The organism is Alteribacter populi (assembly GCF_002352765.1).
GTDB lineage: Bacteria > Bacillota > Bacilli > Bacillales > Salisediminibacteriaceae > Alteribacter > Alteribacter populi.
Genome location: NZ_KZ293963.1, coordinates 2591541 through 2608937, shown reverse-complemented (window position 1 = coordinate 2608937; position 17397 = coordinate 2591541). Strand labels below are relative to the sequence as shown.

15 protein-coding genes are annotated in these 17397 nt (G+C 35.9%); all 15 read left to right on the top strand.

What is annotated here, in order from left to right; genetic code table 11:
- The first annotated feature begins 14 nt into the window (after positions 1-14).
- The 15 genes from CDZ94_RS12425 (at position 15) to CDZ94_RS12355 (ending at position 17385) form a co-directional block, all read left to right on the top strand.
- Complete coding sequence (locus tag CDZ94_RS12425) at positions 15-761, top strand: YveK family protein (protein ID WP_096437484.1); 747 nt, start codon at positions 15-17, stop codon at positions 759-761.
- Positions 736-1455, top strand: a complete 720-nt coding sequence (locus CDZ94_RS12420; protein WP_096437482.1) for a CpsD/CapB family tyrosine-protein kinase — start codon at positions 736-738, stop codon at positions 1453-1455. Before CDZ94_RS12425 ends, CDZ94_RS12420 begins: the two co-directional genes overlap by 26 nt.
- A gap of 135 nt (positions 1456-1590) precedes the next feature.
- Positions 1591-2355, top strand: coding sequence for a tyrosine-protein phosphatase (locus tag CDZ94_RS12415; protein ID WP_096437480.1), 765 nt, complete (start codon positions 1591-1593; stop codon positions 2353-2355).
- Positions 2356-3172: 817 nt separating this feature from the next.
- On the top strand, positions 3173-4993 hold the full coding sequence (locus CDZ94_RS12410) for a nucleoside-diphosphate sugar epimerase/dehydratase (RefSeq protein WP_096437478.1): 1821 nt from the start codon (positions 3173-3175) through the stop codon (positions 4991-4993).
- 41 nt (positions 4994-5034) lie between these two features.
- Positions 5035-5919 (top strand): UTP--glucose-1-phosphate uridylyltransferase GalU, encoded by an 885-nt coding sequence (gene galU, locus CDZ94_RS12405; RefSeq protein WP_096437476.1) that lies wholly within the window; start codon positions 5035-5037, stop codon positions 5917-5919.
- A 641-nt stretch (positions 5920-6560) separates the two neighbouring features.
- Positions 6561-7241: a PIG-L deacetylase family protein gene (locus CDZ94_RS12400; RefSeq protein ID WP_096437474.1), complete on the top strand. Its 681-nt coding sequence runs from the start codon at positions 6561-6563 to the stop codon at positions 7239-7241.
- A gap of 21 nt (positions 7242-7262) precedes the next feature.
- Positions 7263-8087: a formyltransferase family protein gene (locus tag CDZ94_RS12395; RefSeq protein ID WP_096437472.1), complete on the top strand. Its 825-nt coding sequence runs from the start codon at positions 7263-7265 to the stop codon at positions 8085-8087.
- Positions 8087-8746: a sugar transferase gene (locus CDZ94_RS12390; RefSeq protein ID WP_096437470.1), complete on the top strand. Its 660-nt coding sequence runs from the start codon at positions 8087-8089 to the stop codon at positions 8744-8746. Before CDZ94_RS12395 ends, CDZ94_RS12390 begins: the two co-directional genes overlap by 1 nt.
- The gene (locus CDZ94_RS12385; RefSeq protein WP_096437468.1) at positions 8743-9621 is read left to right on the top strand and encodes an NAD-dependent epimerase/dehydratase family protein; all 879 of its coding nucleotides are present in this window, start codon (positions 8743-8745) and stop codon (positions 9619-9621) included. The genes CDZ94_RS12390 and CDZ94_RS12385 overlap by 4 nt, the downstream gene beginning before the upstream one ends.
- A gap of 4 nt (positions 9622-9625) precedes the next feature.
- Positions 9626-10903, top strand: a complete 1278-nt coding sequence (locus CDZ94_RS12380) for a glycosyltransferase family 4 protein (RefSeq protein ID WP_096437466.1) — start codon at positions 9626-9628, stop codon at positions 10901-10903.
- Positions 10900-12753, top strand: coding sequence for a heparinase II/III domain-containing protein (locus CDZ94_RS12375; protein WP_096437464.1), 1854 nt, complete (start codon positions 10900-10902; stop codon positions 12751-12753). The genes CDZ94_RS12380 and CDZ94_RS12375 overlap by 4 nt, the downstream gene beginning before the upstream one ends.
- A gap of 41 nt (positions 12754-12794) precedes the next feature.
- Positions 12795-14015, top strand: a complete 1221-nt coding sequence (locus CDZ94_RS12370) for a nucleotide sugar dehydrogenase (RefSeq protein WP_096437462.1) — start codon at positions 12795-12797, stop codon at positions 14013-14015.
- Between the two features lie 35 nt (positions 14016-14050).
- A complete protein-coding gene (gene wecB / locus CDZ94_RS12365; RefSeq protein ID WP_096440819.1) occupies positions 14051-15130 on the top strand; it encodes a non-hydrolyzing UDP-N-acetylglucosamine 2-epimerase in 1080 nt (359 codons plus the stop codon).
- A gap of 36 nt (positions 15131-15166) precedes the next feature.
- Positions 15167-16195 carry a glycosyltransferase family 4 protein gene (locus CDZ94_RS12360; protein WP_157911755.1) on the top strand — a complete coding sequence of 343 codons (1029 nt, stop codon included), beginning with the start codon at positions 15167-15169 and terminating at the stop codon, positions 16193-16195.
- A complete protein-coding gene (locus tag CDZ94_RS12355; RefSeq protein ID WP_096437458.1) occupies positions 16192-17385 on the top strand; it encodes a polysaccharide pyruvyl transferase family protein in 1194 nt (397 codons plus the stop codon). Before CDZ94_RS12360 ends, CDZ94_RS12355 begins: the two co-directional genes overlap by 4 nt.
- Positions 17386-17397: the final 12 nt, after the last annotated feature.

Sequence of the window (17397 nt, the reverse complement as noted above, 5' to 3'; positions counted from 1 at the left end):
ACAGGAGGATCTATATGGAAGAAACGATTAGTTTAAAAGATATATTTCAAACGGTAAAGAAACGACTCGGTTTAATCGTTGCTATTACTTTAGTCGCAGTTGCAGTAAGTGGCATTATTTCATACTTTTTATTAACGCCAATGTACCAAACGTCAACGCAACTACTTGTTAACCAGTCCAATGAAGAAGGACAAGCCTATACTTCGGGAGAGCTAAGAACCAACTTAGACCTTATCAATACATATAACGTCATTATTACTTCTCCACGTATTTTAGACCCAGTATTGGATGAACTGTCATTAGAAAGATCTTTCAATTCATTAAGAAACCAGATTTCCGTAGGTAGTGATGGCGATTCCCAAGTCGTTTCGATCCAGGTAGAAGATGAGAATCCGGCTATGGCTGTGCAAATTGCGAACACGATTGCACTCGTATTTCAAGAGGATATCGTAGACATTATGAACGTCGACAACGTCTCGATTTTGTCAGCAGCAGAGCTTTCAGAAAATCCTTCTCCAGTTAGCCCGAACCCGACACTCAACATGGCGATTGCCTTTGTAGTAGGACTTATGTCTGCTGTCGGACTTGCATTCTTACTTGAGTTCTTGGATAACACGATTAAGTCAGAAGATGATTTGGAAGATGCGTTAGGTATTCCAGTCATTGCTACAATCCCAACGATTGACCAGAGTAAAGCAGCATCGAAACAGCTCTCACATACGAGACGAACAAGAAATGGACGTGAGAATATTGGCGCGTAGAAAAAATAAAAAAAATCAGCTAACGGATAAACAAAGAAGTCTCATTACCCAATACGATCCGAAATCACCTGCAGCTGAGCAATTCCGGACGTTACGTACAAATATTCAGTTTGCAAGTGTCGATAAAGAAATACGCACGATTATGATCACTTCTTCTACACCTGGTGAAGGCAAGTCAACCGCAATTGCCAACCTTGGTGTTGTTCTCGCGCAACAGCAAAAGCGTGTTCTACTCATTGATTCAGACTTAAGAAAACCGACTGTTCACTTTACGTTTCAGCTACCGAATCAAATGGGGCTCACAAATGTATTAACAAGACAAAGCAGCTTTGAAGAAGCGGTTATTGAGACACCCGTTCCGTTTTTAGAAGTACTGCCTTCAGGCCCGGTACCACCGAATCCGAGTGAATTAGCCGGTTCAAAAGCGATGAAAGACCTATTAAGTAAAGTGAAAGACACCTATGATTACATTTTACTAGACGCTCCTCCAGTGAATGTCGTAACAGATCCGCAAATTTTATCGAATCAATGTGATGGCGTTATTTTAGTCGTACGTAGTGGAAAAACAGAAGAAGACGCTGGTAAGAAGGCGGTTGACTCGCTAAAGAAAGCCAATGCGAATATTCTAGGTGCCGTATTAAATGACCGTGACATGAAAGAAACGAATTATTACTATTATTATGCCGAAAAATAAAACCCAAAACTTTCATATTATAATCCAAGTAAATTTCTAGCACAATTCCCCTATTCTGGTCGAAATATAGTATAATCATAGATGGTCATCTAGTTCCTTTAACCCACATAATATAAAGAAAGGGGTCTTTCATCTATGATTGATCTCCACTCACATATATTACCAAATATAGATGACGGCTCCTCAAGCGAAGCCGAAGCTATTACATTAGCTGAAATGGCAGTTGCTGAGGGGATAACTAAAATCGTAGCGACACCACATCATAAAAATAACAAATATGAAAACAAGAAATCTACGATAATCGAAGCTGTTAATACTTTGAATCACACATTAAACGAAGTGGATATTAACCTTGAAGTATTACCCGGCCAGGAAAATCGTATCTATGGCGAACTGATCGGTGATTTTCACAATGGAGAGATACTGCCTCTTAACGAGAGCAAGTATCTTTTTATTGAACTTCCGTCATCACATATTCCAAGATTTACAAAACAACTGTTATTTGACATCCAGCTAGAAGGCATGCAGCCGATCATCGTTCACCCAGAACGAAACCAAGAAATTATGAAACACCCAGATCGACTCTATGAACTTGTTAAAAACGGAACGTTAACACAAGTAACAGCTGGAAGTGTTGCAGGAAAGTTTGGGAAAAAGATCAAGAAGTTCTCTGAAGAGCTAATCGAGGCGAACTTGACTCACTTTGTTGCAAGTGATGCCCATGACACCGTGAAGCGGCCTTTTAACATGAGAGAAGCTTATGAACAGATTGAACAAGAGTTTGGCATTGACACAGTCTATCTGTTTCAAGAGAATGCAGAATTGGTTATTGAAAATCAACAAGTGATGATTGAACCACCAAATAAGGTGAAACAGAAGAAGTTTTTTGGGTTGTTTTAAGAATTAAGCAAATATATAAATCTACGTTTCGGTGTCTAGCACCAGGCGCCATGCGCTTTTCTAATACTTTAAGAAAATTTAATTTCTCTAAAGGAATAAAGTATAAGCGCAACTAAAGCTTTCTTTATAAAAGCACTTTTCGCATAGATTGTCGTTATTGATTTATAAAACGAAAGAGCGAAAGGCGGCGACTCCAGCGGGAAAAGCAACAGCTGAAGACCCCGCAGGGTGGTTTCCCCGAGGAGGCTGAAGCGTTGCCCGCGGAAAGCGTCCGCCTGTAGCGAAATTCGAGCGAAGAACTTATCTTATTAAAAAGGAATAATCTTTTAGGAAACTGCTTTAACAAAAGACCGCTATGCGGTTTTTTGTTAAAGCAAATTACTATATTAAGCAAGTGCACAAAGAAGAATTGGACTTGTTTGTAACAGCTTTTCTGGCTTAATGCTAGAAAATAGCTACACTAATTCTAGTCTACTTATATTATAAACGAGATATATTACAATAACGTTTCAATTTCTTTAAAATTAGGTAATGCCTCCTCACCTATATCAACGGAGGTACTCGGCCACGCTGTGGGTTGGTTCCTTAAAGTGGACAACCTTAGACGCTCGTTGTCATCGGTGGGGTGTGAGGGTGGGTTTAATGCCTGTTTTTACTATGTTAAATATATCGTTTATCTATAAGTGTGTATGTCCGTAATGAAAGAATTTGTGAGAAAAGACATAGAGCGTTAAACGATGATGTCGTTTATATCGGGACGAAACGATCCATCGTTTAGTGTTCTTAGAAAGATTGAAGTATATAAGGGGGGATTTCTTTGGGTTATAAACAACGGTTAGGCCTTTTAGTGAGTGTTGATTCATTAATCGTAGTTTTTTCTATTTATTTTGGTTATTGGTTGCTCGTCTCGACGACGAATATGTTTCCTACTGCAATTATCGTAAGCTCAATCGCTTTATTTATTGCCCATCATGTTTTTGCACATCTATTTAAACTTTATAAAAGAGTATGGCAATATGCGAGTATTCAAGAGCTTTTGGCTATTTTTGCAGCTGTAAGTCTTTCTGTTGCAGCTGTGGGGGTTATTCAATTAATTGGCTATCAAACGGTCTTTGCAAGAACGTTACTCGTTACGTGGATGCTACATATTCTGTTAATCGGTGCATCAAGGTTTTCTTGGAGAATGTACCGGGATGCGAAGATGAAAGGAAATAAAGATAAAAAGCGAACCTTAATTATTGGTGCCGGTAACGGAGGGTCACTTGTTGCACGCCAGCTGATGAACAGTGAAAGATCGGAGCTTTATCCGGTTGCTTTTATTGATGATGATTTTACTAAGCAAAATTTAGAAATCATGTCGATTCCGGTTATTGGGCGTACAAAGGATATTGGAGAAGTCGTTAAATCAAAGAATATTGAACACGTTATAATTGCGATTCCATCCATGACAAAGTCAGAGCTGAATCAAATTTTCACAGAATGCTCAAAAACAAAAGTGAAAACGCAAATTATGCCTTCTGTTGAGGATATTATGTCTGGACGTGTATCTGTAAATCAAATCCGTGATGTACAGGTGGAGGACCTTTTAGGACGAGAACCGGTAGAGCTTGACACAAAACAGATCGGTCAAAAGCTAACGGGAAGTACAGTACTGGTAACGGGTGCAGGTGGCTCGATTGGTTCGGAAATCTGTCGACAAGTTTGTGCATTTGAGCCAGAAAAGCTTATTTTGGTAGGGCATGGTGAAAATAGCATTTACAGTATCGAAATGGAACTGAAAGGAACGTTTCCACATATCCAATTAGAGACTGAAATCGCCGACGTACAAGACGCAATCCGTATAAAATCAGTCATGAAAAAATATTACCCTAATGTTGTCTATCATGCAGCTGCCCATAAGCACGTGCCATTAATGGAGAAAAACCCACATGAGGCCGTTAAAAACAACGTCATTGGTACGAAAAATACCGCTGTAGCAGCGGATGAAGCAGGAGTTGCGTCATTCGTCATGGTCTCCACTGATAAAGCCGTTAACCCTACGAGCGTCATGGGAGCGACAAAGCGCATTGCGGAAATGGTCGTACAGCATATGGACATGGTTAGTGAGACCAAATTTGTTGCTGTGCGTTTTGGTAATGTTCTCGGTAGTAGGGGAAGTGTCATTCCGCTTTTTAAAAAGCAGATTGAAGCTGGTGGTCCTGTGACTGTTACTGATCCAGAAATGACGCGGTATTTTATGACCATTCCGGAGGCTTCGAGGTTAGTCCTTCAAGCTGGATCTCTTGCAGAAGGTGGAGAGGTTTTTGTCCTAGATATGGGAGAGCCAGTTAAGATTGTCGATTTAGCAAAGAACTTAATTCGATTATCCGGCTTTTCAGAGGACGAGATTGAAATTAAGTACTCCGGAATGAGACCGGGTGAAAAGCTGTTTGAGGAGCTGCTCGGGAAAGACGAGGTTCATGACGAGCAAATATATCCGATGATTTATCGAGGGAAGACGCCAAGTGTGAATGTAGACGTTGTATATGAGCTCATTCATCAATTTGAAAGTTATCCAAAAACGAACTTACGTGAAAGAACATTAGATATCGCTCATTTTAGATTAACGACAGCCAAATCGTTAAGTTTGGTTAAGTAGCTGTCGTTATTTGATTCTAACAGAAAAGGGTGAAGGTGTTTATGCAAAAAATAAAGAAGGCGATTATACCAGCGGCTGGGTTGGGAACTAGATTTCTCCCCGCTACAAAAGCCATGCCAAAAGAAATGTTACCGATTGTCGATAAACCAACGATTCAATATATTGTAGAAGAAGCAGTTAAGTCAGGAATTGAAGATATTATTATTGTAACCGGAAAAGGCAAGCGAGCGATTGAAGATCATTTTGACCATGCCTTTGAGCTGGAGCAAAACTTGTTTGAAAAAGGGAAAACGGATCTACTGGAGAAAGTACAATATTCTTCAAAAATGGTAGATATTCATTACATCCGCCAAAAGGAGCCTAAAGGGTTAGGACATGCTGTCTGGTGTGCACGGAAGTTTATCGGAGACGAGCCTTTTGCTGTATTGCTAGGTGACGATATCGTTGAAGCTGAAGAACCTTGTTTAAAACAACTAATAGGGCAATATGAACAAACATTGTCATCAGTCATAGGCGTACAAACGGTTCCAGACAGTGATACACATCGTTATGGAATTGTAGACCCAATCGAACAGCTAGGAAGAAGGCATAGTGTCAACCAGTTCGTAGAAAAGCCACCTCAAGGAGCAGCACCGTCAAACCTTGCGATTATGGGAAGATACATTTTAACACCTGAAATTTTCATGTTTCTCGACCAACAGGAAAAAGGAGCAGGCGGAGAAATTCAACTAACCGATGCCATTCAGAAGTTAAACGAAATTCAGCGTGTGTTTGCCTATGATTTTGAAGGAACAAGGCATGATGTTGGAGAAAAGATGGGATTTGTGAAGACGACCGTTGAATTTGCTATGAAGGATGAAGCTCTTAAAAATGAATTAATTGATTTTTTGGAAGCTGTTATTAGTAGTGAGAAGGTAAAAATGTAGTTGAAGTGAAACTAATAAATTGATTTGTGAAAGGCGCAGGTTTTTGCGGTTGCTCCCTTGATAGCGAGTTTATGCTGTAACATTTGGAGGTACTATTACGTGTGCACAAACAGAGATAGAAAAACCTTAATCGTGGGTTTACCTTTTGTGGAAACGATAGTTGTACTTGCCATATTGGCTATCTAAGGAGCAACCGCAGTTCCGTCTGTGTTTATCTACAAGACTATCGGGAAGGTTTATGTCCTGATAATGGCAATATCAGCCATGGTGATCGAAAAGTTCAATGTCGTGTGCATCCAAGAGGCGGTGATAATGATGTGGAAGGTGGAGCGGTTCCGTTTTTTGTGATGTGGTGCGGGAGTGATTATTGTAATCATATAAGGTGATGGAAGCCTTGGGGGATAAGGGTTACGAGTGTTTTTAGTAGTTTTTTAAGGTTTGATTGAATGGTGGTTTAATAGGGAGAAACATGGTTGAAGTTGTGTGAAAGTGAGAACATCGTGGTTGAATAGATGTTATGAGGTGGGTATCAGATAAGATTTAGTGGGTTAGTAGTTGGTTGGAATGAGTTTTAATTAAGTACTAAGTTACTAAGAAATTATTAAAGCATAGAGATTAAAAACATAAGCGAGGTAAATGTTATGTCATATTTAGTTGTTATTGCACATCCAGATGATGAAGTTTTAGGAGCAGGTGCTACAATGTATAAGTTAGCGCAGGAAGGGCATTCCGTAAATGTCTGTATCCTTTCAGGTGATGTTAATGCTAGAAATTTTAGACCAAGTACTGAAGAATTAAATGAAGATGTAAATAGTTCAATGAATATTTTAGGTGTTGATAGAGTCATTACTGGTGAATTTCCGAACATTGGGTTTAACATGGTCCCACATTTAAAACTTGTACAGTTTATTGAAAATGCAATTATTGAAACTGGTGCGGATGTAATTTTTACACATCATCCAGCGGATTTAAATAACGATCACTTACACACTTCTCTGGCTTGCCAAGCGGCATCAAGGTTATTCCAACGAAGAAGTGATGTTAAACCTTTAAAAGAACTACTCTTTATGGAAGTACCATCATCTACAGAATGGGGACTAAATAAAACAATGAATCAATTTTCACCAAACACTTTTATTGAAGTTGGTGAAGACAGTGTTGATAAAAAGATAGAAGCTCTAGCACGGTATCGTGGAGTAATGAGAGATTATCCTCATCCTAGAAGTAATGAGGCAATCAAAGGCTTAGCTGCTTACCGTGGTGGACAAGCAGGGATGGTTTATGCTGAGGCTTTTGAAAGTGTATTTAGACGGGGATTCTAGAATTAGAGAGGATGAGATAAGGTGAAGAAAAAAATTGCATTTGCAACTTGTGTACAATTAGGACTAAGTTGTATTGAAGAAATATACCGTATTGGTGGGAGTCTTGATTTAATAATTACTCTTAAAGATGAAAAAGCGAAGAATAAGTCTGGAAGAATTTATTTAGATGAAATTGCAAACGAACAAAATGCCCCCCTCTTGAAAATTGATAATATCAACGATCAAGAGGTTCTTAGTGCTTTAAAAGAACACCAAATTGATTGGCTGTTTATTATTGGTTGGTCCCAAATTGCTAAGAAAGAAGTACTGGAAACACCTACGTATGGTTGCATCGGTATGCACCCTACTTTATTGCCAGTTGGAAGAGGAAGAGCGGCAATACCTTGGGCTATTATTAAAGGGTTGAAAGAAACAGGTGTAACTATGTTTAAGTTGGATGAAGGTGTCGATACAGGGGATATTATTGGTCAAGGGGTTATTATATTAGACCAGAATACTACAGCAACTGAGCTTTATCAAAATGTGGACGATATGCACATTACTCTTATCGGAAATCATTGGGATGATATCGTAAATAATAATATTACACTTACAAAGCAAAATGACACGGATGCTACTGAATGGTCGGGGAGGAAGCCAGAGGATGGTGAGATTTTAAGTAGCATGACTATGGACGAAGCTGATAAATTGATCAGAGCTGTTACACACCCGTATCCAGGAGCCTTTTATAATGATGGAAATAGCATAATTAGAATATGGTCAGCAAAAACAGATAAAAACGATGGTGGAATAAAACTTAGTGATGGGTATTTAATTCCTATTGATTATGAAGTTGAGGGATCGTAATGTCAGGAAAAAAGTTACAAAGTTATATAAAACGTATAATTGATATTGCGGCTTCCTTAATAGTACTTTTAGTATTTTTACCACTGTGGATTACGGTAGCTATATTGATAAAGGTCACTTCTAAAGGGCCTGTACTTTTCTTACAAGATCGCCCTGGACTAAACAAAGAAATCTTTAAAGTTTATAAATTTCGTACGATGAAGCCAGGATCAGAGAAGATGGTTAAGGGTCAAGAAGTAACGACAGACGATGATCGTGTCACTACAATTGGAAAACTGCTTAGAAGAACAAAGATAGATGAAATCCCTCAAGTACTAAATGTGTTAAAGGGTGAAATGAGTTTAGTTGGTCCGAGACCTGAAAGGATTGCATCCCTTGCAGATTATGATGATGTAATTTCAAAAAGACTTAACATGAGTCCGGGTATGACAGGTTTAGCACAAGTGAGTGGCAATATTTATCTTTCCTTAGAAGATAGATACAAGTTTGATATTTATTATGTAGAAAATTTTAGTGTTTGGCTAGATATTAAAATAATCTTGAGAACTGTTGGCGTTGTTTTATTAGGCGAAGATAGATACGTTAACAAGTACTTAATTGATATTAATCATGGAACTAAAGAGGTAGCGGCTACTAAAGAGGAGACTGTTTCAAAATGAAAAAAGTACTTGTAACTGGTGTTAATAGTTATATAGGTACGTCGTTTAAAAAATGGGTTTCGCAATATCCTGATAAATATATAGTAGAGTCAATTAGTTTGCGAGACGAACGGTGGAAAGGACACTCATTTAAAGGTTATGATGTAGTCTTTCACACTGCTGCAATTGTTCATGTTAAAGAAAATGAAACGGATCATTATTATAAAGTGAATAGGGATCTCACTTTAGAGTTGGCTAAGAAAGCCAAAAAAGAAGGAGTAAAACAGTTTATATTTTTAAGTACGATGGGAGTTTATGGTACTGAGACAGGACACATAACAAATAGCACTATTCCTGTACCAAAGACACCTTATGCCAAGTCAAAATATGAAGCTGAGCAACTCCTTGAAAAACTAGGGGATCAGGGCTTTCTCATTGCAATCTTAAGACCACCAATTGTATATGGAAGGAATTGTCCAGGCAACTATACCAGACTTGCAACCTTGGCTTTAAAAGCACCTTTCTTTCCTAACATTGATAATGAGCGTAGCATGATATATATAGATAATTTATCTGAATTCATACGAGTATTAATCGATCATCAAGTCGGTGGGTTATATTTTCCTCAAAATAAGGATTATGTTAATACGACCGAGTTAGTAAAAGCTATTGCAGAAGCTCATGGGAAAACCTTAAAAGTAACAAGCATTTTCAATTGGGCTGTTTCAAAAGGCCTTAAACAGTCAGAGACATTTAGGAAGGTCTTTGGCTCTTTTGTTTATGATAAAGAGATGGCTGGAAGTCCAAGTACCGTGATGAACGGTGAGATTATAGAATACGAGACAGTATCATTTGAAGAATCGATTATAGCTACAGGAAAGAATATAGGTGATTAAATTTATGGGGGAAATAAACAGTAATAAAAATATTTGGGTTTTTCATCATTATGCAACGCCGCCAACAATGAATGGTTTTACGAGACCATACAACTTTGCAATAAATATGAATTCAGAAAACTATAAGACTACAGTATTTGCAGCATCATACCTTCACTTTTCAGATATTAATTTAATCAATGATGGTAAACCTTTTACCGTAGAAGACCATTCAGATGTTTCTTTTGTATTTGTGAAGACTCCATCTTCTTCAAAAAACACATTGGCAAGAGTGAAGAATATGGCAGCTTATTATAAAAATCTACACAGTGTTGCAAAAAGCTATTCTAAACAATATGGTAAGCCTGATTTAATTATTGCATCATCTCCTCATCCATTAGCTATGATTGCAGGCATTAAGATTTCAAAGAAGCTTAGTGTTCCTTGTGTTTGCGAGGTGCGAGATTTATGGCCAGAGGCAATATTTGCTTTTGGAAAAACAAAGGAAAGTACCCCCTTAGGAAGGTTACTAATAGCTGGAGAACATTGGATCTATAAAAATGCAGACGCATTAGTTTTCTTGAAAGAAGGCGACACGGATTACCTTAAAGATAGAAAATGGACTACAGTACAAGGTGGAGATATTGATCTCGATAAATGTCATTATATAAATAATGGTGTAAATATTGAAACGTTTAATAGACAAATTGATAATAATGCTTTAGAAGATCAAGACTTAATGAGTGGGAAGTTTAATGTAGTCTACACGGGAGCCATACGTCACATTAATAATGTGGGAAATATCCTAGATGCTGCAAAGTTATTGAAAGATCAAAAAAATATTCAATTTTTAATATATGGTGATGGTAATCAGTTAGCAATGTTAAAGCAACGTGTTACTGACGAAGGATTGACTAACGTTAAAATGAAGGGGTATGTAGATAAAAAGTTTATGCCTTACGTACTGAGTAAATCCTCAGTAAATATATTGAATTATTCACAAACAAAATATAATTGGACTAGAGGCAACAGTTCAAACAAATTGTTTGAATACATGGCGTCAGGAAAACCTATTATTTCTACTGTGAAAATGGGTTATTGTCCTTTGGAGAGGTATGAGTGTGGGTTGTCATTAGAAAAAGATACACCTGATGAATTGGCTAACGCTATTATGCGTATCTATGAAATGCCCAAAGAAACCTACAATAGGATAAGTCAAAATGCTAAGAATGGTGCGGAACATTATGATTATAAAGTCTTAACTAAAAATTTAATTTCAGTAACGGAGAATTTAAGATCATGATAAAAGAAATTAACTCGCTATTAACTGAATATGGATTAAAATGGACAATTAATCGTTCGTTGTATTCAGCGAAATTAAAGATGATGTCTGTAATTCCTGCTACAGAAAATATCTTTGAAAAAAGAGTACAAGTAAAAAGAATCGACTTATTTGAATTTGATGTTCCATCGATAAAGAGTTTTTTAGATGAGTTAACAGAAGAGAAAAAAACAGAAATAGTATTAGTTGCTGATAAAGCCATTGACGGAATTGTTACTGGCTTTTCTTCAATTGAACTAGACTACGGAAACCCTATTAACTGGCATTATAATCCGCTTACTAGAGCTGAGAGTAAGAAAGATGTTAAATGGTATGAGTTACCTGACTTTGATAAAGAATTAGGTGATATTAAAGTTGTTTGGGAGGCATCACGGTTAACACATTTTTTCTACTTTGTTAGAGCTTATTTGTTAACAGGTGATCAAAAATACTATACTGCATTTTCAAACCAGTTAAAGGATTGGTTAGAAAACAATCCTTATCCATACGGAGCTAATTTTAAATGTGGACAAGAATGTACACTAAGAATGATAAATACTCTTATAGCTTATACAGTATTTAAAAATTGTGGACTTACATCAACTTCAGATGAAGAGAATGTAATAAAACTAGTGGAAGTGTGCTATAAAAAAGTTTTATCAAACTTTTTCTATGCCCATAAATGTATTAAAAATAATCATACATTTTCGGAGATTTGTGGTTTAATTGTTGGGGCATGGTGTTGTGAAAACACAGAAGCTGTTAAGAAGGCCTACGAATTGCTCGATAAAGAAATCATTAATCAATTTGAACCTGATGGGGGCTTTACCCAATTCTCATTTAATTATCATAGATTCACCCTTCAGGTTATTGAATGTGTATATAAAATGAGTGAAAAAACTCAGTTCTATATAAATGAAATCGAAAGAATTAAAAATAGTGTTATTTTGTTATACCAAGTTCAAAATGATGATGGAGATGTCCCGAACTATGGATCGAATGACGGAGCGCTTATATTCCCAGTAACTTCATGTGGGTATCGTGATTTTCGTCCCGTATTAAACACGGTATATGCATTGGTTGAAGGAAAAAGGCTCTATGAAACTGGAGAGTATGATGAAGAACTATTGTGGTTTGGAGATAAAAGAGAATATCCTCTTGAAAAGATAGAAAGAGAAACTGCTGTTTTTAATGATTCTGGATTCTATAGTTACCGCCATGAAGGTGGTTTTTTAATGACTTGTTTGCAGAATTATAAATCGAGACCTGCGCACATGGATCAGTTGCATATAGATTTATGGCATAAGGGATTAAATGTTATTTGCGATAGTGGAACTTATTCTTATGCAAGTGATCTTGGTAAAGACCTTTCCTCAACGAGAGGTCATAATACAGTTAAAGTTTCTGATATTGAACAAATGAATAAAAAAGGTGCGTTTCTAGTAACAGATTGGACTGAACGTAAGGATATAAGTTTTCAAAGCGATTGTTTTAGAGGGACTATGGTTTCAAAGAATGGTTATCAACATACAAGAAGAATCGAAAAAAATAAATTAGGATATTCGGTTACTGATGAAGTTATTGGTAATGGTGAACATTGCGAGTTTTATTTTCACACACCATGTGAAGTCAAAAGAATCTTAACAGGGGTTGAACTGTACCATGAAGGTCAAATCATATGTACCATAAAATCAAAAGGTGCTGTAGAAGTAAAGAAATCATACAGGAGTTTATACTACTTAAGGAAAGAAGAAATAAACAGTGTATTTGTTAGAGTTCCTATAAAAGATAAAAAGTGCAGTGTGAAATTTTATATAAACCTTATGGAATAGAGAAAAAGTATAGAACGGAAAAGTTGAAAGGAAGATTGTTAATGGTCAATATTATTGGACTAGGCTATATTGGATTACCTACAGCTCTTATGCTTGCCAAAAGCGGAATTAAAGTAGTTGGTACAGATTACAATGTAAATCTAGTAAACACTTTAAATGATGGAAAGTTAACCTTTGAGGAGGATGGGTTACAAGAACTATTTCAAGCAGCACGTTCTAAGGGCATTGAGTTTTCAACAGAATATCAAAAGACACATACTTATATTCTTGCAGTTCCAACACCATATATTAAGGAAAGTAAGAAACTTGACCCTAAGCATGTTATATCAGCTGTAAATAGTGTTCTTGATGTTTGTGAAAAAGGCGCAGTGATAATTATCGAATCTACAATTTCTCCTGGAACAATAGATAAATATATTCGACCTGAAATTGAAAAAAGAGGTTATGTTATCGGAGATGATGTACATTTAATGCATGCTCCTGAGAGGATTATACCTGGAAACATGATTTATGAACTTGAAAGCAATTCAAGGACTATAGGAGCAGATAACCTTGAAATGGGTGAGAAAATTAAAGGGTTGTATGCACACTTCTGTAAAGCAGAAATTGTTGTAACTGACATACGGTCTGCAGAAATGTCTAAGGTTGTTGAGAACACATATAGAGATATCAACATTGCATTTGCAAATGAGTTAGCTAAAATTTGTCGCACTGATAATATGGACGTGTATGAGATTACTAGAATTGCTAACATGCATCCTCGAGTTAATATATTACAACCCGGTCCAGGAGTTGGAGGGCACTGCATTTCAGTAGATCCATGGTTTTTAGTTGGTGATTATCCGGACTTAACAAACTTGATTTTAACGGCACGTAAGATAAACGATTCCATGCCAAGACATGTACTAGGACGTGTTAGAGATATTATGAGAGAGCATGGGATTAAAGATATAGCTAAAGTTGGCCTTTACGGATTAGCTTATAAAGAGAATGTTGATGATACAAGAGAGAGTCCAACACTTCAACTTTTAGAACGGATGGATGAACATTTAGCATTTGGCGTAAAGGCATTTGATCCATTTGTTAAAGAAAGAATTGTGGATCATCAATTTATGAACTTTGAAGACTTTTTAAATGAGATAGAAATTCTAGTTGTTATGGTCGGACACGAGCATATTAAAAACAAAATGGACCTTATAAAGAATAAGCTAGTTCTTGATACTAAGAATATTTGTACATTTGAGGGTGCCTATAAATTATAATGCAAGGATGGTGAGTAAAATTGGGTGAAAAAATAATGGTGGTTTTTGGAACTAGACCGGAAGCAATTAAGATGTGCCCATTGGTTAAAGAACTAAAAACAAGACAAAGCATAGAAACCATTGTTTGTGTTACAGGTCAACATAGAGAAATGTTAGATCAAGTATTGGATGCTTTTAAGGTTGTTCCAGATATTGATCTTTCAATCATGAAAGCTAAACAGACATTATTTGATGTTACTATAAGTATTTTAGAAAGAATGAAAAATATATTAGAGGAAATTAAGCCAGATGTAGTATTAGTTCATGGTGATACTTCCACAACATTTGTAACAACTTTAGCTTGTTTCTACTTACAAATCCCTGTTGGGCATGTAGAGGCTGGACTAAGAACGTATAATATTTACTCGCCCTATCCAGAAGAATTTAATCGGCAAGCCGTTGGGGTAGTGGCAAAATATAACTTTGCACCAACAGATGTGTCGAAAGAAAATTTATTAAAGGAAGGAAAAAATCCTTCTACTATTTATGTAACTGGGAATACAGCTATTGATGCTTTAAAAACAACGGTCAGAGATGATTACACTCATGAGCATCTAGACTGGGCAGCCGATAGTAGACTTATTATGATAACAGCACATAGAAGAGAAAATCTTGGCGAACCAATGAGAAATATGTTTAAAGCTATCAAAAGGATTGTAGATGAGCAGCCTGATATTAAGGCAATATATCCAATTCATATGAATCCAGTAGTAAGAGATGCCGCTAACGAAATCTTAGGTAATTGTGACAGAGTAAGAATTATTGAACCCCTTGAAGTATTAGACTTTCATAACTTTCTGTCGAGATCACATCTAATTCTAACGGATAGTGGTGGTATTCAGGAAGAAGCCCCTAGCTTAGGGAAGCCAGTGTTAGTTATGCGTGATACAACAGAGAGACCTGAAGGTGTATCGGCTGGTACATTGAAATTAGTTGGAACGGATGAAGAAGTTATTTATCAAACCTTAAATTTATTACTTGAGGATGAAGCAGAATATAAAAATATGAGCAAGGCCAGTAATCCTTATGGTGATGGATTTGCAAGTAAGAGGATAGCTGATGCATTAGAAATGTAAATGAAGTCATTGTATAGAAAAGATGGAGGGCAAGTCATGACGTTTTTTATTGGTCCAGTAGGTGATAATGGCGGTCCAGCTATTAAAAATAGACTATTAATGAAATATTTAGATAGGGAATCTAACTTTAAAGTCAGCAATACTAATGATAGAGTTAAAAGTAATCTACTAAAAAATATTCTTAGTTTAATTATGACCAAAGATAAGCAAATTATTGTTGCAGTGAGTAGAAATGGTCGTTCTATCTTGTATCCTATTCTTAACATGAAAAAATTTCTTAATCCTAATATTAATTATTCAACAATATGTATTGGTGGCACTATAGTACAAGATGCATTAAAGTACCCACGTACAATAAAAAAAACATTAAAAAAAGCTGATGTTATTACTGTAGAGACAAAAAAATTAAAAGACGAGTTAGAAGAAAAACTAAAATTAACAAATGTTCATTATATGCCTAACTACAAAGAAATAGAGACTGACACTCTAAAACCTCTTCCGAGATTTGATACTAAGGCCTTGAAATTTGTTTTTTTATCTAGCGTTCGTAACGTTAAGGGAGTTGCTACGATGGTAAATGTATTTAAAGAAGTCTTGGAAACTTACCCCACTGCAACCCTAGATATTTATGGACCGATCCGTAAAGATTTCGACATGAATGTTTTAGAGAATATAAAGAATCTACCTCAAATTAATTACAAGGGTGTAGTAGCTAATGAAGATGTAATATCAACACTATCGAAGTATAACGTTTTTATATTCCCAACTGAATATAAAGGAGAGGGGTTCCCAGCAGTATTAATTGAAGCTTATCTAGCTGGTTTAGTAGTAGTAGCAAGTGATATTAATTTTAATACTGAGATTGTAGTTAATAATAATAATGGATGGATATTTCCAACAGGTAATAAAGAAAAATTCAAAGAAATCTTATTAAATTGCTTTAATAATGAAGAGACTTTGAAAGTTATTTCAGAAAATAATAGAAAATATGCAAACAACTTTGATGCTGAAAGTGTAATCGAAAATTATAGAGTTGCTTTGAAAAAATTGGAGTGGAAGATATGAAGAAAGCTGTTGTCTTTTATTTATGGGGAAAAAGAAATGCGGGAGATATGGCAATTTGCTTAGGGACTGTCTCAATATTACAAGAGCTAGGGTATAAAGTAACTTTTGTTTCTAGATTTGCTAAAGGACAAGAAGATTATCAAGAGAGCAAAGAGTATATTCAATATTATCATAATAACGTAGAGGTAAAGCCTGGGTTATTTTCTTTTGATAGAGAAAATTCGAAGGAACAAAAGCTAATTTCCTATATGAATGGAATAATAAAGTTAATATCACCTAATGATAAGCAACTAAAAAAAATAATTTCAGATGCAGATGTAATTTTCCTAAATGGTGGTAACCAATTAAGAGGAAATAGTTTTACTGACTATGCTCGTTTAGCGGCACTTTTTTATCCTTTTAAGTTAGCCAGCAAGTTAAATAAGCCTACTATATGTCTTCCTCAGTCAACAGCAGAATCCAGCAAGTTTGGGTTAAGTATGTTAAAGAATAGATTGGGAAGTTTTAACCAAGTTTTTATTAGAGAAAGCAGTTCGTTCACATTACTTAATGAAAAAATTAAAGGGGTACCGTTCATTAAATCTACTGATGCATGCTTTTTTATAAAGGATGTACAAAAGGCATCTGATAAATTCAAACGAAAATACTCTTCTATTATGAAAACTAATAATAAATGCATAGCAATTGTTTTACGTTCAACAACAATTGGAGATTTAGGAGATTTTAAAGACAACAAAAAACAGCTATTTGCAGATTCAATTAGGAATTTTGTAAAAGAATTTAAAGATGACTATAAACTTTATTTTGTAGTTCAAACTAAAAAGGACAAAGAGTATACCCAATTTGTTATGAATCATGTTGATGTAAATGCTGTAATGATAGAAGAATATGATCCCTATGTTATTCGTGAGTTTTATAGGAATATGCATTTTGTAGTTGCTATGAGACTTCATGCTTCGATTTTATCTCTAACAGCCGGAACCCCAGTTTTGGGTTATTTTGACAAGGAGTGGGGGTTGAAAAATCCAGGTATAATGAACGATGTTGGTATGCCTTGGACAGCCAATGGTAATGAATTAGTTCAAAAAGGAAGAGAGATTGAGTTGAGAAGAGAAGAATACGTTGAAAAAATTAAAAGTTTTATAGATGTCGAGAAAAGAAAAATTAGTAAAGCCTTTATAGAAAATTAAAAAAGTAAATTG